The organism is Candidatus Zixiibacteriota bacterium, assembly GCA_016933955.1.
Classification (GTDB): Bacteria; Zixibacteria; MSB-5A5; order GN15; family PGXB01; genus JAFGTT01.
The window spans coordinates 16609-41979 of sequence record JAFGTT010000028.1; the positions used below are offsets into that span (position 1 = coordinate 16609).

Consider the following 25371-nt stretch of genomic DNA (forward strand, 5'->3'; position numbering starts at 1 on the left):
TAGGCCCCCCCCTTTAATTGCAGGTAATCATAATCCTTCCGGAGTATCATCTACCCTGCGGAAATCAGATAAAGAATGGAGTCTTATGATTCGTCATTGATGGAATTTCTCGGCTGATTGACTGAAATTTTGTATTCGCGGATTTTGGAATAAAGAAAACGGCGATGAATCTGAAGATATCGGGCGGTTTCGGTTTGATTCCAGTTGTTGTTTTTCAGGGCCGATATTATTAAATCTTTTTCAATATTGGCCAGTATTTTTTTCAGAGGAATTCCGCGTTTGAGATGTTCCTCTAAAGCCTGGTTCACCTGCATACCTTTGGCGAAGATGGGGAGATCGTCAATGGTGATAACATTTTCCCGGGCCATGACAATGGCGCTGTGAATGGTATTCTCCAGTTCCCGGACATTCCCCGGCCACGAATACATAAGAAGTTTTTCCATCTCTTTGTACGGTACCACAAGATTTTTATCCGGGCTGAATTTCTGCAGAAAATGTTTGATCAATAACGGAATATCCTCTTTCCGTTCGACCAGCGGAGGAAGATTTATTCTGATGACATTCAGCCGGTAGAAAAGGTCCTCTCGCAAACGCCCCTCCTTGACCTCCATCTCCACATCACGATTGGTGGCCGCAATAATTCGGACATCGACATGAACAGGTTCTTCACCGCCGACCCGGTAGAAGGATTTCTGCTGAAGCACTCGCAATAACCGGACCTGAAGTGATGGCGGCATGGAATTAATTTCATCCAGGAAAATAGTCCCACCATCGGCCAGTTCAAATTTTCCCTGCCTCCGGGCAATGGCCCCGGTGAAAGAGCCTTTTTCATGTCCGAAAATTTCGCTTTCCAGAATACTTTCGGCGAAGCCGCCGCAGTTGATTTTTATGTAGGGTCGATGTTTCCGAAGGGAGTGCCTCTGAATGGCATCGGCGATCATCTCCTTGCCGGTCCCGCTTTCACCCTGAATCAGGACAGTGGCATCCGAAGGTGCCACTCGTCCGATCAACTTGAAAATCTCTTTCATCTGCGGGCTGGCCCCGATGATTTGGGTATCATCATTGTCCGGGATGGATGATACTTTGTTCCTCAGTTCCCGGACTTCATCCAGCAGTTCCGAAAATTCCAGGGCCCGTTCGATAATCAATAAGAATTCATCGAGTTCGAAAGGCTTTTCAAGATAATCATAGGCCCCGGCTTTCATGGCCTGGATAGCTCGCTCGCTGGTGCCGTAGGCGGTAAAAACGATAATCGGCAAATCAGGCATTATTTTTTTAATTTCCTTAAGCGCCGTCAGACCATCCATACGGGGCAGATTTATATCGAGCAAAATGATATCGGGTTTGTGTTCCCGGACTCTGTCAACAGCTTCACGGCCGTCCTCGGCCTCGATCGTATGACATTCACGGGAAGAAAGCAGGTCGATGATATTCTTTCTCATGAAAGCTTCATCATCGACGATAAGAATGGTTTTATTTTTTATCATTTTCCTTTTCCTGATGGCCGGTGGTGATCGGGATCTCGATAGTACACAGAGTACCCTGTTCTTCGGTCGAGAAAAATCTGATTTTACCTCCATGAGCCTTGATTATTTCATAAGAAATCGATAATCCCAGCCCGAATCCTTTATCTTTGGTGGTGAAAAACGGATCAAAAACGTTTTGGAGGATGTTGTCAGGAATCCCGGTTCCGTTATCCCGAATTAAAATACGAACAACACCGGCTTTCCGTTCATACTCCGTTTTGATCTGCACCAACCCGGAACCGGAAATGGCCTCTCTGGAGTTGTTAATGATGTTTATGAAAACCTGTTCCACGGCGTTTGAATCCAGCAGAATATCCGGCAGTTCAGGATCGAAATCGGTTTCTATTTTCACATCGAATTTCCCACCCCTGGTTTCCAGGAGCAGAATGGTATGATGAAGCAGGTCATTAATATTGGTTTTCCTTAAGTTTTCGGATTTCGGCTTGGAGAAAAACAGGAGGCGCCGGACCAAATCGGAAAGCCGGTCGATTTCGCGGACCACCAGTTTAAGCGATTCCTCGGTCACACCGTTTTTGGGATCACCGACAGTTTTATTGGATAATATGTTCTGTTGCCACATCTGGATACGGGTCTTGATAATGGCCAGGGGCGTTTTGACCTCGTGGGCAACCCCGGCAATCAGTTTTCCCAGTGAGGCCATTTTTTCTTTCTGATGCAACTCCCGCTCCAGTTGTTCACGGCGGCGATGTTCCTCGCCGAGAGCCTTGACCATCATATTGATTGATCGACCAATATAGCCCAATGACCCTCGGTACTCGGTAACTTCGTGAGCTACACCGGTTTTGACTATTTCGAGATCTTCATGAATTCTCAATATTTTCTTACGTTGTGAGACTGAAATGAAAACGGCAATGATAAAACCCAAGAGTGATATGACAGCGCCAATATTTATAACCTGGCGGAGTCTCAGGGTTGGCAATTCCCGCTCGATATGAATCCGGGCCCAGAGCGCTCCGATTGATTCGCCGTTGATAATTATCGGTTCCGTGGCCAGCGGGAAAATGGCCGGATCGAATTTGTGCAGCTCGACCATCGATCGGGCGGAGTCGATTGTCTCCATGACCTGGTTCTTTATAATATTGTATGATCTCGGTGGCGGGCCGAAAGCTGGAATCGGCGGTGGCGAGGTGGGAAAAGCATAGCCGTAAAACTCATCAAAATCTCTGAAAAAGAATCCTCCCTCCATTCCTCTGGCGTGCGAGAGAACCGCAGTTGATATGATTTTTAGCCGCCGATCCATTTTATTCATGTCGGCCACACTGGGATTGCCCACCCGAAAGAAATTTTCGTTGACAAGACTGTCAATGACATCGCGCGAAGATTCATTGAGTTGTTTAACTATGACCTCTGTCAGAGTTCGGTTGGTTTCAACAATATCATTTTTCCACTGGTTGATGGACATAAATATTAAAAAGGAAATGATGGCAACCACGGCGCTGAAAAGAGTGGCATATAGTATCGCCCGGACATGTATTTTAAAAAACTTCATGTCTCCCTCAACAGGAAAGCCCCCGTTCTAATAAGTCAATTACAGTTATTTTCATCGGACCATTATATACGATAAATAAGTAATCAATTCCTGTGCCAATCCAAACGGGCCCGAATTCTCTCTCGAATAACTACATCGGATCATCCGAGCGGGCGGTTTAAGCACATCCCTCCGGGCTAAAATATCGCAGTTCTCCTAATGAAATAGCACAGAATCGCCGCAAAATCAATAGAAATAGGCGGTTCCGGGGGATTGGCATAAATTTTGTTGTTTATATTATCAGGCCATATAAATTAGAAGGTTTTGGCAGTTTTTTTACTACACTGCGTTATGAAAGGTCCCGGCCCCATAAAGTCTTTAATTTGAAGTCAAGAATTTTGTCATTTTACGGAGGATGGGCTTTGAAAAAATTCTCTTATTTAAAATTCAGCATCTTTGCCTTATTCCTATCCACTCTGGTTTTTCTGATAATTTCATGTGATCGTTTGTTTGTGACGGATGGGGATTCGGATGAAGGGTTGCTGAAACACGGTGGGTATATCTACTTCGTTGATAACGAAAATCTCGAATTAGTAATGCTCGACCGGAATCTTGTTACCCTGAAAACCTGGGATGTCAAACCGTTATTCGGTGAAACCAGACTGCAGGGTATCACCTTTGACGGAACCGATCTGTGGTTATCAGCCGCAGGTGATTATGACCTGATTGTCCAGATTGATGCCAGCAGTGATTCTCTGATTGTCCTGCGGTCTTTCGATGCCCCGCCGAACGGGCGGGGGACAATTCGGGATATGACCTGGGACGGCACTAACTTATGGGCGGTTAACAGCGGTTCATCCACCTATAATTTCGCCCCGACCCTGTATAAAATGGATCCAGAAAACGGCAGTCTTCTGGATTCTTTTATTTTACCATCTCCCGAGCCGCGAGCTATAGCCTATGTCGGTGCCAACGGTGATGTTTACGGTCGAAGTATGGCAGTGGGGATATACTACGGCGACGTCGAGAAGGACTCGATTTTTGTTTTTATGACGGAAAAAAGGATGTTCGACAAGGTCTTCGCTTCGCCTGTCCCGCTCCGAGGGGAGGACTATATTTTCCCGGTCGGTTTGGCTTATGATGGCGCCGATTTCTGGGTGATTAACAGCAGTAGCGCCGGGGATCAACTCTATCGGCTTGATTATCGGGGAAATATCCTGGATATGATTGAACTTCCCTTTGTCACCCCCGGACCGATTGTCTGGGCCGATTTTGATGTCAGGAATCCCAATCCTCCAGCTGTTCTGGCCGTTTCACCCAACTCCGGATCGCGGGGTATGAATTTTAGCGTGACTGTCATCGGCAGTGGTTTTATTCCCGGAACCGGTCTTGATGTTTCTTTCGGTGAGGGTATAACCGTTTCGAATATCACCTTTATTGATGGCGATAATCTGGAGGTCGATATTGAAATCGCGGTCGATGCGGCCTTCGGATCCCGCGATGTTACGGTTATCAATCCCGATGGTCAGTCGGGAACAGGCAGTGCCCTGTTTACCATTTCCACCATCGACCCGCTGGCCGGGTACATCTGGATGGCCAATGCTGAAAATGATTCTTTGTATAAAATAAAGGTTCTGGATTCCACTATTGTCCAGGTGTGGGATATTCTGGGCGTTGCTCCCGGCGGCTCATCGCAAGGCTTGGCCTTTGATGGCACCAATATCTGGATGAGCGACGGCGGCACCAACGATAAAATTATCAAGCTCAATACCGGCGGGGCGACCCTGTCGATATTGAAATCGATCACCGCGCCGCCCAATGCCGAGGGGACTATCCGCGAAATAGCGTTCGATGGTACCGATCTCTGGGCTTGCAACAGCACCACAGCGCAGATTTATAAAATAGATACTGCCAGCGGCGCCCTTCTTGATTCCGTGCCGACACCCGGCAGTGAAGCCCGGGGCATTGTGTTTGCCAATGGTGAGTTGTATTGCAACGATCGAACCATAGACTCGGTTTTTGTTTACAGCTTCGACACGCAAACCTGGACGGCTGTTTTCTCAACTCCGATCCCGCCCAACGGAGATGAAGGGAATCGTTATGCCACCGGCATGTCATGGGACGGTGTCAATTTCTGGATTGCCAACAGCACCTATGAATTCGATTACATTTTCCAGGTGACGGTCAACGGGACGGTACTCAGAACATACGATGTTCCTGATCAAGGTGATGCCCAGCCATCCGGAATCGTATTCACGCAGGACTGAGGTGAGAGATATGGAGAAATTTAGCAGAATATACATTCCGATAATCGTGACCCTCCTTTTAATCCTCGGGTCAAGTGAGGAGATATTAGCCCAGGTCAATTTCAGCGGCGATTTCCGTTTGCGGGCCTACAGCGATCATTTTTATAATGATCAGGATGGCCGCGGCAATGAAAATTATATCCGCCACCTGGCCAGAATACGGGCAAAAATCCAGGCCAACCGGAATACCTTCTTTTATACCGAACTGATCACCTGGACTCAGGATAATCCCCTGTCGCCGGTGCGGAATATTTCCGGGACGGGCCGGATGCAGTACGGTATCAGCCAGGTATTCGCCGAAATCATGTTCCCCGATCTGCCGTTTTTCGATCTGGTTCGCTTACGGGCCGGTCGCCAGCAATTTCCCATCGGCAATGGGCTTTCCATGGGTGAATCATATTATTTCTTCGACAAATTCGACGGTGTCCGTCTGGATATGGCTTGGCAGGAATACAGCCTGTCCCTTTTCGGAGCCATTACCGGACAGAATGTCAGCGCCAGCGGCCTGTACCCCGATCCCGGTTCCGACCAGATTTATATCGCCCGGCTTTCCCGGCCGATCTTAAATCAGGATGTGATGACGTATTACATTTATAACAAACTGCGCGGCGATTTCAATGATAGCTATATCTGGGGCGGTGGTGCCAGCGGCGATTTTATGGCCGGGCACCTGGATTATTTTGTGGAGGGCGCCGGTCAATGGTTCAATACTCTTGACGGGCTTCCGGATAAAGGCGGACTTGGCTATATGGGCGGTATCAGCTACCGCTGGTCATGGGGACCATTTCATTCGATAAAGGCCGAAACCAGGTATGCCGCCTATCAGGGTGATGATATCGATACACCTGATATCGAAACATTCAGCCCTCTTTATCCGAGCTTTTTCTGGGGCAGTCGAGTTGGTTATGTCAACGGAGCGATCGGCGGCGATTTCCCTTACAACGGAAGAAATCCCGAGGGTAGTCGGATATTGTACACCCGTCTTTATGTTATCCCTTCGAAAATTCCGGCATTGCGAATCCAATTGCAGTATTTGAATGTCGGCGAGTATGTGGATAACGATGATTACAACTCCATGGATGATGAATTTTCCTTAATGTTTTATTACGAGCTTTCCAAACAGGCGCGACTGCAGTTTCGCTTTGCCCGCAATATTCCCAATGAATATGAAGATAGAGATGTGAATGAAAGCGGGCAAGTATCATGGTCGGAAGATCGGATCAGCATGTCCCGATTTATGACGGAAATTCAGGTTGTTTTTTAGAAGTTAGGCTGTCATGGCAATAATTAAGGATAGACTGAGTAGATGAGTCGTGAGCTGATAATATTGCTGGTAATGCTGGGTATCTTTGCGCTCGGTGTTTTCAAGCTCAAGTTACCGGCCGGGATTGCGCTGATGCTCTCGGCTGTAGCCGGGGCGCTGACCGGAGGGGAAGGAATTCCGGTCAGGCACCTTGTCGAAGGCGGGTTCGGTTTTTTCGAAGCCATACTTATTATTACCACGGCCATGATATTTATGAAGATGGTCAATGCTACCGGGGCGCTGGGAACAATCAGCTATACTCTTATCAAATCCCTGTATCGCTGGCCGACAATCCTGATGATCGTTATTGTCATCTTTATCATGTTTCCCGGGATGCTGACCGGGTTATCATCGGCCTGTATCCTGACTACCGGAGCGCTGGTGGTCCCGGGACTTCTCGCCATGGGTATGCCGCGGCTGGCTGTCGGGTCGTTTATCGCCATGGCCGCCGTTTACGGTGAAGTGGCACCACCGATTTGTATCCCGGTGATGCTGATCGGTGGCGGCGTCGATATGCCGTACATCGGATTTAACAAACCGCTGTTCATCGCATCCTTCCCGATTGCAATCGTAACCGCGGTTTTTTACAGGTATCGCTACCTCAACGGATTCAGTATTGACGAGGTTCTGGCCCAGTTGAAACCGCCGGTTTATAAGCGGCACGGTCTTAAGCTCTTTATTCCCCTGGCATTTGTTATTTGTTACATGATTCTGGAACAGACTATCCCGAGCTATATTCCTCACCTGGGAGTTCCGTTAACCTTCATGATCGGCGCTCTGTTTAGCTTCGGAACCGGAGAGAAATTCAATTTCCTGAATATATCCCGGGAAGCCATTCGCGACGCTTTGCCGGTCGTGGCGATTCTGGTCGGGGTGGGGATGTTTCTCCAGATCATGACCCTGACCGGCGTTCGGGGTTATCTGGCTACCAGCGCCCTGTATCTGCCCGAGAGCGCCAAGTACCTGGCCGCCATGATCATGCCTTTTTTCGGATCGGCTTATGCCTCGGCCTCGGTTATCGGTGTTCCACTGGTTTACGTGTTCATTGGCAAAAACGCCATTGTTGTCACCGCGGCCCTGGCATTGATGGCGGCGATGGGCGATATGATGCCCCCGCCGTCGCTACTGTGCGCCTATGCCGCTCAAATGGTCAAAGAGAAAAATCATTTCAAGATATTGAGAGCAAGTATCATCCCTATTGCTCTGACCATGCTGGTGGGACTGTTGCTGATAGTCTTCGCCGGCGAACTGGCAACGGTGTACTTCTGAGTTTGAGGTGAATTATGTTATACTGGATATACGTATTAATAACCCTGTTTCTCTCGATTATTATTATCATCGAGTTGTTTTCGGAAAAACAATGGAAGAAGCAGATTGCCCTGGCCATGGTACTGCTTCCCTTTGTACTGAGGATTCTTCAAATTAAGTGAGTAGCGGATGATGCAGAGACACCATATAACAGCCGTGATAATCCTGGGTATTATGGCTCTGGCAGGCGGGCTGGCGTCTGCGGATTTTCTGGATATGTACCGTCCGATCGATGTATATCCGTCATCGGGTTTGACCGGAATCGGGAATCTAAGCGATTATTTGCCTTCAATTAAGGGAACGCAGGCCGATACCAAAATATATTTCTTCGACAGCGGCCATCCCGGAGGGACGGCTTTATTACTGGGCGGGACTCACCCCAACGAACCGGCCGCTTTTCTGGCGGCTGTGATGGTCCTGGAAAATGTTATGATTGATAAGGGAAGAATTCTGGTTATCCCTCAAGCCTGCCGGAGTGGCTTCACCTGCACTGATCCATTCGAAGCCTATCCTCAGGATTACACAATAACCACTCCCACCGGGCCAAGGCGGTTTCCGTTCGGTTCGCGGGTAGCAAACCCGCTCGATCAGTGGCCGGATCCTCTGGTGTACTCCCACTATCCCTCCGGACAGCGTCTCTCAGGTTTTGAGACCAGGAATCTGAACAGATCCTATCCCGGCCGGCCCAATGGCACCTTTTCGGAGAAACTCGGTTATGCCATCATCCGGTTAATTGAAATGGAAAATGTCGATATTGCTTTCGACTTGCATGAGGCGGCCCCGGAAATACCCATAATCAATGCCATTGTCTATCATGAAAAAGGCGAGGATATTGCCCTGAGCGCCGTCCTTGAGCTGGAATTCGAGGGCTTGCGTTATTCCCCGGAAATGTCGCCGATAAACTTCCGCGGTTTAAGCCACCGGGAGTGGGGAGATCACACCAAGGCGATTCCATTTCTAATGGAAACCAGCAATGTTATCCAGGGGCGCTTGCGCGGTAAAACCAATACCGATTTGATTATCAAAGGAGAAAGCCCCCGGTATCGGGAAGCCCTTGAATCCGGCGCCCTGAGAATCGAGTATGATCCCGATGGTCAACCGGTGGAAATGAGAGTGGGGCGACATGTTCAAGGATTTAGGGCTTTGATATCTGCTTATAATGAATATTACCCGGAGAAACCGGTTGAAATAAAAAACCTGCCCTCATTTTCCGAAATGATGGAAAAGGGGGTAGGGTATTACTTGAGTGAAAAAAAGTAACTGGAATCCAAGGAGAATAATATGCGCACATCGCTTAAATTAACAGGTTTGTTGATTGCCCTGCTGTCTCTGGTTATTTCGGCGGCGGCCCAGGAGACGCCGCCGAAATTCCAGCAACCGATTTTAATATCATCCGCCGGCCAGAGTGCCGACATGAAATTGATCGAAAAACTGGCGGGTAAAGAAAAACTCGAGACCAAAGCCGTAAATATGGCACAGCCCTCGGATCTGGATGGGATCAAAACCCTGATTCTGGTTCCGGGTTTCAGCTCCAAAGGCCTCGGGGCCGCCGGGGTAAGTCAGAACGACGAAATGGCCCGGGTGGAAGTCCTTATCAAGGCCGCCCAGGAGAAGAAAATCGATATTGTCATGGTGCATATCGGTGGAACCGCCAGGAGAAAAGGCCAGTCGGATGCCTTCAATAAAATCTCCGCCGAGGCTTCGAAACAGATGATTGTCGTCAGTCAGGGTGATGAAGATAAATTTTTCACGAATATTGCCAAAGAGAAAAATATCCCCATCGAGATCGTGGAAAAAATTATCGATACCGCTGAGCCTCTGGGAAAGCTTTTTAAATGAAGAGAGATGATCCGGAATATCCGGATCACGCTTTAATGCGGAGTAAAAACCAATATGAGTGTGAACCACAGGAAAATATATGACCCCTCGGTAATCCTGCGGCTGATAATTATTCTTATTCTGGCCGCGGGATCAACTCTGTCTCAGGATGTTCTTCCCGGTAGCGAGATTGCCCGCGGAACGCAGGGGATGGTTGCCACGGCACATCCACTGGCCTCGCAGGCCGCGCTTGAAATGCTGAAACAGGGCGGTAATGCTGTTGATGCCGCGGTTGCGGCGGCTTTTGCTATCGGAGTTGTCGAACCGGATGGATCAGGTTTAGGCGGCGGTGGGGGAATGGTGATCTACCTTAACCGGGAAAAAGAATCATACTATATCAATTATTATCAGCGGGCCTCGGAAAATGTCGGCGATATCGATTATGATCCCGATAATGATCGTCTGACGGCTAAATCGATTCTGGTTCCCGGAACAGTTGCCGGTCTGACAATGGCTCTGGAGAATTTTGGAACCCTGTCTCTCAATACCGTCCTTGAACCAGCCATAAGGTATGCCGAAGAGGGTTTTCCTCTGGATAATACCCTGGCCCAGATTCTTCTGGATAACACCAGCCTGGTCGAGAAGAATCCAGCCACGGCTGAGGTGTTTCTTGAAGAAGGTTTTCCGCGTATGGAAGGAGATACTCTTCGTCAGCCGGGATTGGCCGCCACTCTCAAGGAAATTGCCCGGAACGGATGTGACGGTTTTTACAAGGGTCATGTGGCCGAAACCATCGTGGGCGAAATCCGGCGACGCGGCGGGGTGATAACCATGAATGACTTTAAAAATTACCGGGCCATTCTGACCAAACCGCTGGAGGCGGATTATAGGGGCTACAAAATCATCACGGCCAATGCACCGCAATCGGGCGTCAGTGTTCTTCAATCGCTCAATATGCTGGAAAGAACCGATTTGGCCAAAATGGGTCATTACAGTCAATCGGCCCGGTCACTGCACCTGATGGCGGAAACCTTCCGGCGAAGTTACGCCGACCGCTGGACATATCTCGGGGATCCCGAATATATCCATGTTCCGCTCACTGGCATGATTTCGGACCGCTATGCCACCGAACGATTTATGGAAATCAACCAGTACAAAGCCGATCCCCGGAAATACCGCGAGACAGCCGCCGGTAATCCGGCCAAGTACGATTCCGAAAAAACCGTCGACGATCAAAAAGCAATTACACCGGCGACCGATAAAACGTATTTCGATGATGAGAATGAAGAGGGAAAGTCCTCCTATGATGATTGGGGCGAAGATATGTTCGACAGCTGGGGGAAGAAGAAGAAAAAAGTGCAGTCGGCCGGCTCCGAAAAGACGCCGCCGGGCAATTCCGATACCACGACAAAAACACCGGGATTCGAGGAAGAATTCGATGGCCACACCACCCATCTGTCGGTGATCGACCGAGCCGGGAACATGGTATCGCTGACCCAGACGCTGGGCACCTTTTTCGGCTCCGGGATAACCGCCGGGGGGGTTCTGTTGAATTGCGGGATGTCGAATTTCTCCAGGACTTCATTGGCCAATGTCCCTCAACCGGGTAAACAACCGCGTAGTTCCATTGCGCCGACGGTGGTTTTGAAAAACGATAAACCTTTTATGTTACTCGGTTCACCTGGAGCCAGCCGCATTATTTGTACCGTTGTCGAATTGATCGTCAATGCTATCGATTTCGGTATGGATATCAACCAGGCCAACCTGGCTCCAAGATTCTATTGCCAGAAATTCGAGGATTACCTTTATCTCGAGAATGGCATCAGTGAAAATGTCCAGAATCAGCTTGAGAAAATGGGGCACGCTCTGAAAGTATATAATGCCCGCGACCTGTTTTTCGGTGGGGCACAGTTGATATATATAGATCCCGTGGACGGGATATACTATGGATCGGCCGACATTCGCCGAGGAGGTGTGGCCATAGGATTTTGACATAAGGTCTTTGGAATGAAAAAATAAAATGTATACTCCGTTTGCATTACTGCTTTTTCTCATAATTCTGCTTATTTATGAGAGTATTGATATCGATCGAAAAGTAAGCGGTATCAAGACACGGATTCACATCAATGGAACTCGTGGTAAATCGAGCATAACGAGATATATTGCCGCAGGGATGCGGGCTTCCGAACAGACCACTATTGCCAAAATAACGGGCGTGCGTCCGACAATAATCGGTCCCGACGGCAAAAGCTGTCTGATCAAGCGCCGGGGATGCGCCCGGGTACAGGAGCAATTCACGATTATAAACCGGGCCGCCCGGATGAACGCCGGTTGTCTGGTTCTGGAATGCATGTCCATACTTCCTGAATACCAGAAGGTAGAAAGCCGAAAATTCCGACCGCATATCTACGTCCTGACCAATATCCTCGATGATCATCGCGAGAAACTGGGCCGTCAAATTGAGGATCAGGCGGCCGGTATCTGTTCAGCCATTCCTTCCAATACCAGGGTTTTGACGGTTAAAAATGATTATCTGGATACCATAAGGAAATACGCTGGAAAGAAAAACAGCCGGGTTATTGTTGTTGATGACCTTGATGGTCAGATTAAAAGTTCCGTACCTGAGGGTGTTTTTCCCGCCAATGTGGCCCTGGCTCTGGCGGCCTGTACCGAGGCCGGGGTTAGTCCCAATATAGCCCTGCCGGCGATTCTGGAAGAAGCGGGGATTTCGGGAGAGCGGCCGATAGATTTGAACCGTTTAGGGTCAAAAGCTCTGTTCATTAATGGATTTGCCGTCAATGATACTCCTTCGGCGGAAAAGTATATCACCTGCTGGCAGAGGATGTATCCCCAGTATGAAAATCTTTTTATAATATTCAACAGCCGCGCCGACCGCCCCCTGCGATCGGAGGCTTTTGCTGCATGGATGGGGCGGATACCCGATCTGGCGGGAATAATTTTGATCGGTAACCACGCTCCCTATATGAAAAAAACCCTGGTGCATTCGGGAATATCTCCGGCACATATTATGGTCTGGACGAAAAATGATATTATCAGGGCCGGTGAAAAACTCCTGGAATTAAAAATCAACGATGCCCTGATAGTCGGTCTGGGAAATATCAGCGGTGATGGTTTCAGGGTTATCGAAACTCTTGCGGGAGAAATCGGGTCATGATTTACGAATTCTTTTTCATCGGCCTGGTGATCGGTTTTTTGTACTACGAAATGACCGGCATTTCGCCGGGAGGAGTTGTTCCTCCGGCCTATTTCGCTCTTTATATTCACCAGCCTAATAAAATTATCATGACCCTGGTTCTGGCGGTGGTTGTCTGGCTCGTTATCGAATGGCTCGGCCGCACGCTGATTGTTTATGGACGGCGCCGCCTGCTTCTGGCTTTACTGCTTGGTTTCTGTCTTAAGCTGGCCATTGAACGCTGGCTACAGCCGATCCCGATGATGACTTTCGATTTGCAGTCTATCGGATATATCATCCCCGGCCTGATCGCCAATGAAATGTCAAGACAGAAAGCCGTCCCGACTCTGGCCTCGCTGGGAATCGTGACTATCCTGATTTATCTGGTGATTTTATTGATACGGTGAAGCGTTTATGAAAAAGGGTATTGCTCCATACGGTCTCGTGTTAACCCTGGTAGTGGCGGTGGGGATTCTCATTGTTATTGAACAGTATTTCACCTATTCCACCGCCCATGAAAACGCCCGGCAGATGAACCGCGCGGCCGATCTGGCCGCCCGGTGGTTTAATCTGATCGGAGAGCTCAAGGAATCCCGCGGGATTCCTCTGAATAACGCCTTGAATGCCAAATACCGGGCCTTGATCGGAGATGATTATACTGATATGACCACCACCCTGGGATCGCTTGAGGCCAAGGAGACATCGGCCAATCCGGATTTTGCGGCCCTGATGGTACGCCTGATGACCGAGGCCGGGATTGATTCCACCGGAACCGTGGGCGTTACTCTTTCCGGTTCTTTTCCGGCCCTGGGTATCGCCACCCTGGCCGCCATCCAGACCATCGGAGCCAGGGCAGTGGTTATCAGTTCCCTCGGGGCTTCCACCTATGGGGCCAATCAGCCCGGGGCAACTTGGATTGATATGGAAAAGTGGCTGATTGATAACGGCGGCCTGAAATATACTTCGTCATTGGTCACTTACGGGGCCGACAATGACAATGCCGGAGGTATTCTGGAGGAGGGTGCGGCCATTATGCGTGATGCCGCCCGGCGCAATAATTATGAACTCTGGATTCCATCCACCTGGAAGGAATCGATGAATAGAAAAATGTCGATGTTGCTCGATAGCCACATTGCCCTGCTGGTTAATATCGGCGGTAATCAGACATGTCTTGGAACCTGCGCCCATTCTTCGGCTATTCCCGAAGGGTTCCATGCCGACTATTCCGGGTGCGGGGATGTTGATCGAGGATTGATAGCCCGTCTGGCCGAAAGGAATATACCTTTCATACATCTTCTGAATATAAAAGATTTGGCCTGCCGGTACGGTTTGCCATTGGCTCCCGGCAACAGCCTGGCGGTCCCGACCGGATTATATACCACCGGAAAAATATCGAAAGTGGCAGTTGTCGCCGGCCTGGTGATAATAATCCAGATACTGGCTCTTTCCAATCGTTTGAGTCTTTGCCGGAATTAGAAAATGATGATAAAAACCATAATAATGAAATATCGTGAATCCATGACAACAGCGAAAAAAGCAAATTAAAATAATACTCTAAGAGGAGGCGCTATGCTAATCCAGTTTGACAATTTGAAAAGCTCCTTCAAACGCATTCGGTCAGGAATGCGCGGATCGATTTTCCTGCTGGCAAGCATGATGCTGTTAAGCACAAGCCTGTTTGGACAGGTGCAGATTTCCGGCGATATCACCGCCCATATGGACAGTGTTATCAACCTGGCCATCGGTGATACCCCTCAGGATCTCTATGCGGCACCGAGCGCCGCCCAGGAAACCACCTGGCGGGGAATTATCCAGGACATTCTGGATGGCGACTATGTTTCGGCCCATTCCGGGGCCGGGACGCTCGATTATCGGGTGGTCGAATTCACCGATGTATCATCAAAAGTATTCTATATTCTCGAAAGAACTCCCTCGGCAACATCGAATTTCTGGGGGACTTTTGTTTTCAATCCCGAACCGCGCCGGCCCAATCTGGTAATTCAATGCCCGCATCCGGTCCAGAATCTCAATACCGGTAATCAAGGCTTTCGGGTTTTCACGGTGGCCAATGCCCTGGCTTTTTTTGTCGCCGGGACTCATAAATGCAACACAACCACCTTCTCGCCCTGCAGTGGTACTTCGACGTCATGTTCGGTCGATCCGGAATCGTACCGCAGTTGCGATCAGGCGCATATCGTTAACGGGACCTTTCAATTTACCACCGAGGAGCTGCTGGATTATGATTCCGAATTGATTTTTATCCAGCCCCATGGTTATACCCCTGAAACCGGGGAACCGGATATCGTTATAAGTAACGGTACAAAATTTTATCCGGCAGTTGATTATCTTCCCGACCTGAGAGATAATCTATACAATATCGATAACAGCCTGACTTTCAAAATCGCTCATATCGATGACTGGGGTAATGACATCGGACAGACCAACGTCCAGGGCCGCCTGATCAACAATACCGGTGATCCCTGTGCGGACAATGCTACCTCTACAACCGGCCAATTCATACACCTGGAACAGAAATATGCCGGTCTTCGCGATACGGAAAACAACTGGTACAAGCTGGCGAACGCCATTGTTTTGACTTTTCCCCTTGAGAATGGTCAGGTTACTTCGGCCCAATCCGGTTCCTGGAATGATAATGCCACCTGGGAAGGCGGTCAAATTCCGACCTCGGATGATGATGTTTTAATCGCGGCCGGGCATACTATCACGGTTGATGATCTTACCGCCGAGTGCCATTCCGTTTTGTTCGGAGACACTTCGTCGCACATTGATATGGATGCCAGCAGCCGTTTGAGTGTATATGGTGACTTTACGCTCTTTAATGAACTCCATAATGTTTTTTCGGCCGGCTGGTCGGCTACCGATGCCAAAATTTATTTCACCGGCTTTGAGCCCCTTCAGACTCTGAGTGGCTGGAGTACCACCGGCGGTTCGACTTCATTCCGCGATGTCGTTATCGACAAATCGTCGGGGAAAGTCGTTACCGGCGGGACCGGTATGCGTCTGGGTGTTCAGAACAGCCTGGAAGTACTCAGCGGGACGCTGGAACTGTCGGCCGATGATGATCTCGAAGCGCGCTGGGCATCCAGCGGTCTGCTCACCGGAAACCAGAACCTGACCATTGATATTACGGCCGATGGTCATTTCCTTCTGTTCGACGGCGATGGGACCCATTTTATCCGCAGTGATACGGGGTCGGTTCCGATCGGCAAGATGACCGTATATGGCGAGGTGCAGTTGTACGATGCCAGTTCTTATGATATAAACATAAACAATGTCGATGTTAAAAGCGGCGGAATTCTGGAGCTGGGAACCGGCCTCGGCAGTACTACCTACGGCCCGGAATTCAATCCCGGTACTATTACCGTCGAATCCGGTGGTGAAATTCTCAACCAGAGCTCGACCGACATCTGGTTCGATACCTCATCCGTCATCTTGAATACCGGGGCCACCTATAAAACGGCCAGCAGTACGACAATTTATCCTCCGACCTTTGTTAACAACGGCAAGGTGCGGTACCAGAGAGATCCCGCGGTGGAAACCAACGACCAGATTGTAGTTGACACCAATTATTATGATATTGAATTAAGTTTCAACGGTAACGGCACCAAAAAGGCATGGAGCTTTCTTGGCGATCGGAGTGTCAATGACAGCCTGACTATTAATAATGATGCCGAACTGCTTCTAACCGCTGATGATGAACAGACTCTTACGGTAAACAATACTATCCGTCTGACCAGCGGTTCGATCGACAACAGCGACCCTGATATTACCCTGGCGGTTGGCGATGGCGCACTCATTTCCCGTGCCACCGGGACTTTGGCCGAGGCGCCGACATTTATGGGCGGGGTCGATGTCCGTTATACCAGTACGACCGCCTCGGTCACCACCGGTCCGGAACTGCCGACTTCATCATCGGCCCTGAACAGCCTGACCATATATTCCACCGACCAGACAGTAACGTTGGGCAGCGATATTGTGGTCAATGAAACGCTAACACTGTCTACGGGGACATTCGATAACGATGGTGTCGATGACGATTTTTCAATGACAATGGCCGAGGGATCGACCGTCCGGCGGGCGGCGGCGGAACTCACCACTGCTCCTATTTTCGACAACAGCGTTAATGTCGAATATATCAGCAATTATTACCATGTTTCGACGGGATATGAAATCCCGACTGCCTCCGGTATCCTTAAGGACTTTACCATCAGTGGTGATCACGGAGTGACATTATCACATAATATGACCGTTAACAGGACGATGACTATCAGCGGCAGCGCCCTTAACACCGAGAGCTACACCGTGACCCTGGCTTCCGGGGTAAGCCTAGTGGAGGAAAATGGTTTTACCGTGCGCGGTAATCTGACCACAACGCGTACTCTGAGTCAGTCGGTCAACAATAATCTCGGTGGTATCGGAGTGGAAATCAATGCCACCGGCGGCGCTCCCGGCGCCACAACCGTTTTGCGGGTTACCGACGATCCCCCTAGCATCGGCTCGGTTCAGGGTATTTCCCGCTATTTTGATATTACCCCGGCCAACAACAGCGGTCTTAATGCTACCATGGTTTTCCATTATTCGGAGAGCGAGCTCAACGGTATTATGGAAAATACTCTGACCCTCTACTCCTCGACCGATGGTGGGGCCACCTGGACTCCCCGCGGGGGAACCCGTGACGAAACGGCCAACACCCTGACTCTTTCCGGAATCAGTTCTTTTTCCCGCTGGACCGCGGGCGGCAGTCTGGGGGAACAGCTTGTCTCGGTTCAATCCGGTTCCTGGACCGACCCGGCCACCTGGCAGGGAGAAGTCATACCCGGAGCGGAGGATGATGTTATGATTCTGGCGGGCCATACCATTTCGGTCGATGATAATCTGGCCCAGTGCCATTCTCTGAGTTTCGGTGGTAATGATGCCCTGATCGATATGAACGCCTTCAGCCGCCTCGATATTTACGGCGATTTCACTCTTTTCGATCGCACTCATAATGTTTTTTCAGCCGGATGGTCCGCCGACAGCGCTTTTGTTCGTTTTGTCGGCAGTGAACCGACCCAAACTCTGGCCAATTTCAGCACTACCGGGGCCTCAACTTCTTTCCGCGATCTTATTATCGAAAAGGATAGCGGGACGGTCGTAACGACTCTCGGAGATTCCCTGCGGTTAGGAATCCAGAACAGCCTTGAAATTATCAGTGGAACGCTGGAACTGGCTCCGGGTGCCGATCTGGAGGCCCGCTGGGCCTCAAGCGGAAACCTGACCGGTAACCAGGATCTCAACATTATGATTCATCCCGGCGGGAAATTTATTCTGGTTGACGGTGACGGGACCCATTTCATTCGAAGCGGAGCCGGCTCTCTTCCCGTTGGGAAAATGACTATTTACGGCGAGGCCGAGTTCTATGATGCCAGTTCCTACGATATCAGTATTGGTGGAATTGATGTCAAAGATGGCGGAACGCTGAAACTCGGGACCAATCTGGGCAGCAGCACGTACGGGCCGGAGTTCAATCCCGGAACCATCACCATTGACTCCGGTGGATCGATGTACGGAGTGACAACCACCAACATCTGGTTCGATACCACCATTGTTATTCTTAATCGCGGCGGTACCTATAAAACATCCAGTTCCACTACTGTTTTCCCGCCGACCTTCATCAATAACGGTAAGGTTCGTTACCAGCGTGATCCCGAAACCGAAACCACCGATCAGGTGATTGTGGACACTAATTATTACGATATCGAATTTAGTTTCAATGGCAACGACACCAAAAAAATCTGGACCCTTGCCGATGACCGAACCGTTGACGACAGCATGACGATAAATAATGATGCTGAATTTATCCTTGAGGCAACATCACCATATACCGTGACCGTTAACGGACTTTTGAGATTAACCAGCGGATTGATTAACAACAGCGATGCCGATGCCACTCTTGTTTTGGCCGATGGTGTCTGGATTTCACGGGCAACCGGACAGATTTCCAATACCCCGAATTTTCTCGGAAATATCAATGTCCGTTATACCAGTACCGAAACATCTGTGACAACCGGACCAGAACTCCCGACCGGTTCCACGGTCTTGAATGATTTAACCATCTATTCCACTGATCAAACGGTTACACTTGGGGCCAATGCCACGGTCAACAATGAGCTCACTCTTTCGACCGGTGTTTTCGACAACAACGGCAGTGCCGACAATCTGACCCTGACGCTGGCCGATGGTTCGACAATCCGCCGGGCCACCGGGGAACTGACAGCGGCGCCGGTTTTTGCCGATCAGGTCGATGTCGAATATATCAGCACCGTGGGAGCGGTGACCACCGGTCCGGAATTGCCTTTTTCTCCAACCGTCCTGAACGACCTGACCATCAGCGGCAATATGGGTGTTACCCTCGGAGCCGATGTGACTGTCAATGGCACTCTGGCTTTGAATGACAGTATTCTTTCGACCGGGACGTACACGGCCACACTCGGAAACAGCGCCGGTATCATCGAGACTTCGGGCTATGTGGTCCAGGGTAAGGTTGCAACCACCAGAACTCTGAACCAGGCGGTTAACGAGTCATTCGGTGGCCTGGGTATTGAAATTAACGCCTCCGGCGGCGCTCCGGGTGCCACCGCTGTCCTTCGGACAGCCGGAACAGCGCCGACTATTTCAGGGGCCACCGGGGTGAGTCGTTATTTCGATGTGACCCCGACGAACAACAGCGGACTCAATGCCACCGTGAAATTGCATTACCATGAAAGCGAGTTGAACGGTGCCGCTGAAAATACCCTGGCCGCCTATTCATCCAGCAACGGTGGAACGAGCTGGACATCGCTTGGAGGAACGGTCGATACAGCTGCCAATACCGTGACAGTCGATGGAATCGGCAGTTTCGACCGCCTTGGCCTTGGCGGTACTTCCGCGGGTTGCGACTGCAATCCCGGAGAGGCCAACAACAGCGGCTCGATCAACATTCTGGATGCCACCTATATCATCAACTACCTTTACAAGAGCGGTCCGGCTCCGAAGCCATACGCCAAATGTTCCGGAGACGCCAACTGCAACTGTGCTGTCAATATTCTGGATGCCACGTTTTTGATCAATTATCTCTATAAAAGCGGACCGGCACCGTGCGATTGCGCAACCTGGTCCGGGAGTTGCGGAACGCCGCAGAAATAGAATCAATCCCAACTTGAAGGGGTAAGAGCCGGTCACCGATCGGCTCTTATTGCCGGATAAAGAAGGGATAATTAACATAAAGCCCCGGGTGGTAAAAATGAAAGTGAACCTTTTGCTGTTAATTGCAATCATTATCATGACCGTTAATTCTAACGCTCAGGTAATCACAAGCGGTGATATTACCGTTCATATCGACAGCATCATAAACGAAATACCGGGGGCGACTCCGGAAGGATTGTATCTGCAACCGGGTGCATCGTCTCGTGCGTTATGGCGCGGCGTTATCCAGGGAATCTTATCCGGTGATTATGCGGCCGCCAATATGCAGGCGTCCGGAATAAATTACCAGGTGGTTCAATTCACTGATAATTCGGTTACACCGGCGAAGGTTTATTACATTCTTGAAAGAACTCCGGAATCAACCTCCCGGTACTGGGGTACATACGTTTTCAATCCGGCCCCTGCCCGCAGTAAACTCGTTATTCAATGCCCCCACCCCAAATATGATCGGAATACCGGCAAGCAGGGTTTCAGAGTTTTTTATCAGGCCGGGGCCAGGGCTTACTTTGTGGCGGGAATTCATCGTTGCAACGGTATAACATTTAGCTCGTGTGATGGAACAACGACTGCCTGTTCCGAGGAATCCGAGGCGTATCGATATTCAGATCAGCCCCATGTGGTTCTGGGGACTTTTCAGATCACAACCGAGGAAATGCTGGCGGTAATTCCGGATATGATAGTCGTTCAGCCTCATGGTTTTTCACAGGATAGCGGGGATCCGGATATTATTATGAGTAACGGGACATATTTTACGCCGGAGATCGATTATCTTTTGAATCTTCGGGATAATCTTCTTACCCAGGACGCTTCGTTGACTTTTAAAGTGGCTCATATTGACCTTGAATGGACCAAATTGGTAGCCAGAACCAATACCCAGGGACGGTTGATCAATAACAGCCCCGATCCATGCGGAACCTACGCCACCTCGGTAACCGGCCGATTCCTTCATCTGGAACAGACATACAGCGGGTTACGCGATACCGAAGCCAACTGGCAGAAACTAGTTAATGCCGTCATCATGACTTTTCCCGATGACTGCGGGTGTTATCCCGGAGATGCTAACAACAGCGGTGCTGTTAATATTCTGGATGCCACCTATATAATTAATTACCTGTATCGGGGGGGCTTACCTCCGAGTCCATATGCCACCTGTTCCGGTGATGCCAATTGTAATGGTGGTGTCAACATTATGGATGCGACCTATCTGATAAATTACCTTTATAAAAATGGTCCCGCTCCATGTTCTTGTCTGATATGGACGGCGGATTATGGTGCACCATATTGAGGATCGGTCCGGATAATGGTTATGAAAATGATTGCATATACTCAAATAGAGCGGTTTCTCCGATGTTATTCCGTTCCGGCAGGATCGCCGCAAGAATTTTGTACATACACAATTCGGTTCAATAGGATATAAATTATTACGTGTCACAATTTGTAGCATAGGAGGTCTTTGATGAAGGGCTTTGTGTTAACTGGTGTTTTAATCCTGGCGCTTTGCAGCAATGTTGCCTTGGCCCAGATTAATTCCGCACAGTCCGGTCCCTGGCAGGACCTAACTACCTGGGACGGGGGAGTTGTACCGTCCTCGTTCGATGATGTAGTCATTTCATCCGGCCATACCGTCTCGGTCGATGATGAATTCCCGGAATGTCATTCACTGTCTTTTGCCGACAATACGGCTTTGATTGATATGAATGCGGGCGGGATTTTGAATGTATACGGGGATTTCACTCTGGCCGCCGCCGACCACAATGTCTTTTCAGCCGGGTGGTCGGCCAGCGGCGCCTATATCAGGTTTACCGGTAGTGAACCGGTGCAAACCCTGAGCGGTTGGAACACCGGAGGAGGCTCGACTTCTTTCCGCGATATGATTATCGATAAGGAAGCAGGGACAAAAGTCGTTACCGCGGGAAGTGGGATGCGTTTCTGCCTGCAGAACAGCCTTGAGATTATCAGCGGTATTCTGGAAATCAGTCCGGATGATGATCTTGAAGCCCGCTGGGCAAGCAGTGGTAATCTGACCGGTAATCAGAATCTGGAAATCACCATTCAACCAGATGGCGAGTTTCTTTTGATTGATGGCAATGGAACCCATTTCATCCGCAGTAATACCAGCTCGGTACCGATCGGAAAAATGACTATTTACGGCCGGGCGGAGTTCTATGATGCCAGTTCATACGATATCAGTATTGCCGGTATTGATGTTAAAGATGGCGGAACACTGCATATCGGAACCTATCTTGGCAGTTCCACTTACGGACCCGAATTCAATCCCGGTACTATAAATGTCGAAGACGGCGGCACGCTGTACAATGTTACCACTACCGACATCTGGTTCGATACGACCATCGTTAATCTCAATGAAGGCGGCGAGTATCGTACCATAAGTTCCTCAACCGTTTTTCCGCCGACCTTTAACAACAACGGCAAGGTCCGTTATATGCGCAATTCTTCGGGCTCCGATCAGGAGGTAGTCGATACCGACTATTACGGGGTGGAATTCAGTTACAGCGAGGGCAGTACCCGCAAGCTCTGGACCCTGACCGATGATCGCAACGTGTTAGACAGCCTTACCACCAATAACAGCGCCGAATTATTGCTGGCGGCCGATAACCCACATACGCTAACTGTCGAGGGGACAGTCCGTATGACCAGCGGCCTGATTGATAACAGCGATTCGGAAGTTTCCCTGGCCGTATCCGACGGAACTCTCATCTCCCGCGCGACCGGCCAGATAGCTGTGGCGCCGGTGTTTCTCGGAGGTGTTAACCTGCGTTATACCAGCTCTGTCGAAGCGGTCGTTGCCGGACCAGAAATGCCGACCGATCCCGGAGTTCTTGATAATTTATCCATTGCCAGTGACCAGGGCGTGGCTCTTTCCCATGATATAGCTGCCAATGGTAATGTGGTGCTTGAGGATGGCCCGTTAATGACGGACACCTATACCCTGACTCTTGGGCCCGATGCCGCACTCGACGAGACAGCCGGCTTTATTGTCCTGGGAAATGCAGTTGCGACCCGAACTCTGGATCAGGCTGTTAGTGAATCATTCGGCAATCTGGGGCTGAAAATCGAGGCGCTCGATACTGCTCCCGGAGAAACAACGGTACGCCGTGTTACCGGAACACCTCTTATGATTGATGATATTCCGGGAATTGCAAGGTATTTCGATATCAACCCGACCAATAATACCGGACTTAATGCCACCCTGGTGATTCATTATAACGATGATGAATTGAATGGCATTCCCGAAGCGCTGCTGGCCGGGTACGCCTCTGATGACGGCGGTTCCAGCTGGAATCTGTATAACGGAACGGTTGATCTTTCCGCCAATACTTTCACTCTCGAGGGTCTGGGTTCCATGTCGCTCTGGACTCTCGGGCGCGATACCGTCACCGCGGACAATATCCTGATTGTCAAACCGGATCCAATGTTTGCCTTTATGGAATATCCCTACGGTAACCTTGCGGCCATATTCTATCTCGGCGGCGAATTCGCCGGGGGCGATCATGGGGTCGGGGAAATTGATCCCGCCTCCGTCCGGGTTAACGGCCTGACTCCGCTGGCGGTTACGATTATCTCCTCTTATCCCGGTTTTGCCAGCGATGTCCTTGAAATAGAACTGGATATAAGAGCCTTTATCGATGGCTATCCGTTGTTGTGGGATGTTTCGGATCAGACCTATACCATAACCGGGAGTTTCAGCGGCGGCGGTGATTTTGACGAGTCGGCCGGGGTGCAAATGATCGGTCATAAATCCGGCGATGCTAATTTTGATTATCGTGTCAATATCCTTGATGCTACTCATCTGATAAACTACCTCTATCGGGGAGCGGAACCTCCTCAACCGATTGTTGGAACCGGCGATACCAATGGCGATGGAAACATCAACATCCTGGATGTGACCCGATTAATTAATTACCTGTACAGCGGCGGTCCGGCGCCGACTCACCCGTAAATATTCCGGCAATTTTACGGGCACGGCGTGGATTTTTGTCGCAATAAGGGTCCGGTTTTGACCGGACCTTTTTTACAAGTGCGTTTGGGGCGTTAAAGACTTATAATAAGATGAAAATGTTGAAAATGTCATGGAGCAATGTGATGAAAATATCTTTTTCACGAATCCTGCAGTTTCTATTCATTATGCCGCTAATACTGTTCGGCCTGTCATGTTCCCACGGGAATAAAGTCCATGACAATCTCCAGGACCGCCTTGCGAAATTCCATCAGAAAGACAAAGTCACCATCATTTTGACCGATTCCGGTCTGGGCGGGCTTTCGGTAGCCGCCGATATTGAACATAGACTCCGGGATTATGGCCTTTTTGGTGAGGTCAGTATGGTATATTTCAATGCTCTGCCGGACGAAAGCCGCCCGTACAACGGCATGAGCAGTACCGCCGAAAAGGTAATTACCTTTAACTCCGCTCTCAACAGTATGGCCACAAATTATCATCCCGATTTAATCCTGATCGCCTGCAATACTCTTTCGGTTATCTACGCGCAAACTGAATTCTCGCGACAGATGGAGATTCCGGTGGTCGATATAGTTAAATTCGGAGTTGATTTAATTTATGATAAATTAAAAAATGACAGCGGTGGTGTCGCAGTTATCCTTGGTACTCCAACTACGATCGGCCAGGATACGCACCGGAGGCTTTTAATTGCCAGGGGTATTGACTCTACCAAAATTTTGACCCAGGGTTGCGATATGCTGGAAAGCGAAATTCAGGTCGATCCGAAAAGCGATATGGTTTCGGCCATGATCGAAATGTATGCCAGCGAGGTGCTGGAATCCATTTCTCGAACGGACCGGAACAGGTTGTATGTAGGTTTGTGTTGCACTCATTATGGTTATACCCGGGAAATCTTCCAGCAGGTTTTTGAACGGACCTGGGGCGGGACAGTCGAAGCTCTCGATCCCAATAGTATCATGAGTGGATTTTTATTCGATGATAAGTATAATAATCGCCATGATAATACCGCCATAACGGTTACGGTGGTATCTCAGGCCCGATTGAACCAGGATGAGATAGCCTCAATCGGAGTCATGATCCGGCCGGTTTCTCCAGCCACCGCCGAGGCGCTGATCAATTATGTTTATAATCCAAACCTGTTTAAATTCTGACGAATATTTACGCAGTCAAATTATCCAATTAAAAGAGGGCCGATCATTCGGCC

General features: G+C 49.6%; 16 protein-coding genes. 14 read left to right on the top strand and 2 right to left on the bottom strand.

All coding sequences use genetic code 11. From position 1 onward, the window contains the following. Positions 1–83: 83 nt before the first annotated feature. The gene (locus JXQ28_10035) at positions 84–1487 is read right to left on the bottom strand and encodes a sigma-54-dependent Fis family transcriptional regulator (protein ID MBN2278073.1); all 1404 of its coding nucleotides are present in this window, start codon (positions 1485–1487) and stop codon (positions 84–86) included. Next, positions 1474–3036 carry a hypothetical protein gene (locus tag JXQ28_10040; GenBank protein MBN2278074.1) on the bottom strand — a complete coding sequence of 521 codons (1563 nt, stop codon included), beginning with the start codon at positions 3034–3036 and terminating at the stop codon, positions 1474–1476. The genes JXQ28_10035 and JXQ28_10040 overlap by 14 nt, the downstream gene beginning before the upstream one ends. A gap of 401 nt (positions 3037–3437) precedes the next feature. Here JXQ28_10040 and JXQ28_10045 point away from each other — a divergent pair, with 401 nt between their 5' ends. From JXQ28_10045 to JXQ28_10110, 14 genes are all read left to right on the top strand, one after another. Continuing rightward, on the top strand, positions 3438–5282 hold the full coding sequence (locus tag JXQ28_10045; protein ID MBN2278075.1) for a hypothetical protein: 1845 nt from the start codon (positions 3438–3440) through the stop codon (positions 5280–5282). A 10-nt stretch (positions 5283–5292) separates the two neighbouring features. Continuing rightward, on the top strand, positions 5293–6585 hold the full coding sequence (locus JXQ28_10050; GenBank protein MBN2278076.1) for a hypothetical protein: 1293 nt from the start codon (positions 5293–5295) through the stop codon (positions 6583–6585). 42 nt (positions 6586–6627) lie between these two features. Beyond that, positions 6628–7893, top strand: coding sequence for a TRAP transporter large permease (locus tag JXQ28_10055; protein MBN2278077.1), 1266 nt, complete (start codon positions 6628–6630; stop codon positions 7891–7893). Positions 7894–7907: 14 nt separating this feature from the next. Then, entirely contained in the window at positions 7908–8054 is a 147-nt protein-coding gene (locus JXQ28_10060; protein ID MBN2278078.1) for a hypothetical protein, read from the top strand. 7 nt (positions 8055–8061) lie between these two features. After that, positions 8062–9192, top strand: a complete 1131-nt coding sequence (locus JXQ28_10065) for a succinylglutamate desuccinylase/aspartoacylase family protein (GenBank protein MBN2278079.1) — start codon at positions 8062–8064, stop codon at positions 9190–9192. A gap of 21 nt (positions 9193–9213) precedes the next feature. After that, entirely contained in the window at positions 9214–9771 is a 558-nt protein-coding gene (locus JXQ28_10070; GenBank protein ID MBN2278080.1) for a hypothetical protein, read from the top strand. Positions 9772–9825: 54 nt separating this feature from the next. Further along, positions 9826–11742, top strand: coding sequence for a gamma-glutamyltransferase family protein (locus JXQ28_10075; GenBank protein MBN2278081.1), 1917 nt, complete (start codon positions 9826–9828; stop codon positions 11740–11742). Between the two features lie 28 nt (positions 11743–11770). Then, a complete protein-coding gene (gene pgsB / locus JXQ28_10080) occupies positions 11771–12925 on the top strand; it encodes a poly-gamma-glutamate synthase PgsB (GenBank protein ID MBN2278082.1) in 1155 nt (384 codons plus the stop codon). Then, positions 12922–13350: a poly-gamma-glutamate biosynthesis protein PgsC gene (pgsC, locus tag JXQ28_10085; protein ID MBN2278083.1), complete on the top strand. Its 429-nt coding sequence runs from the start codon at positions 12922–12924 to the stop codon at positions 13348–13350. The genes pgsB and pgsC overlap by 4 nt, the downstream gene beginning before the upstream one ends. Positions 13351–13357: 7 nt before the next feature. Further along, positions 13358–14419 carry a poly-gamma-glutamate system protein gene (pgsW, locus tag JXQ28_10090; protein MBN2278084.1) on the top strand — a complete coding sequence of 354 codons (1062 nt, stop codon included), beginning with the start codon at positions 13358–13360 and terminating at the stop codon, positions 14417–14419. A 93-nt stretch (positions 14420–14512) separates the two neighbouring features. Further along, a complete protein-coding gene (locus JXQ28_10095) occupies positions 14513–20128 on the top strand; it encodes a hypothetical protein (GenBank protein MBN2278085.1) in 5616 nt (1871 codons plus the stop codon). A gap of 97 nt (positions 20129–20225) precedes the next feature. Then, positions 20226–21473, top strand: a complete 1248-nt coding sequence (locus JXQ28_10100) for a dockerin type I repeat-containing protein (protein ID MBN2278086.1) — start codon at positions 20226–20228, stop codon at positions 21471–21473. Between the two features lie 171 nt (positions 21474–21644). Further along, complete coding sequence (locus tag JXQ28_10105) at positions 21645–24149, top strand: hypothetical protein (GenBank protein MBN2278087.1); 2505 nt, start codon at positions 21645–21647, stop codon at positions 24147–24149. Between the two features lie 143 nt (positions 24150–24292). After that, complete coding sequence (locus JXQ28_10110; protein MBN2278088.1) at positions 24293–25318, top strand: aspartate/glutamate racemase family protein; 1026 nt, start codon at positions 24293–24295, stop codon at positions 25316–25318. Positions 25319–25371 lie beyond the last annotated feature (53 nt).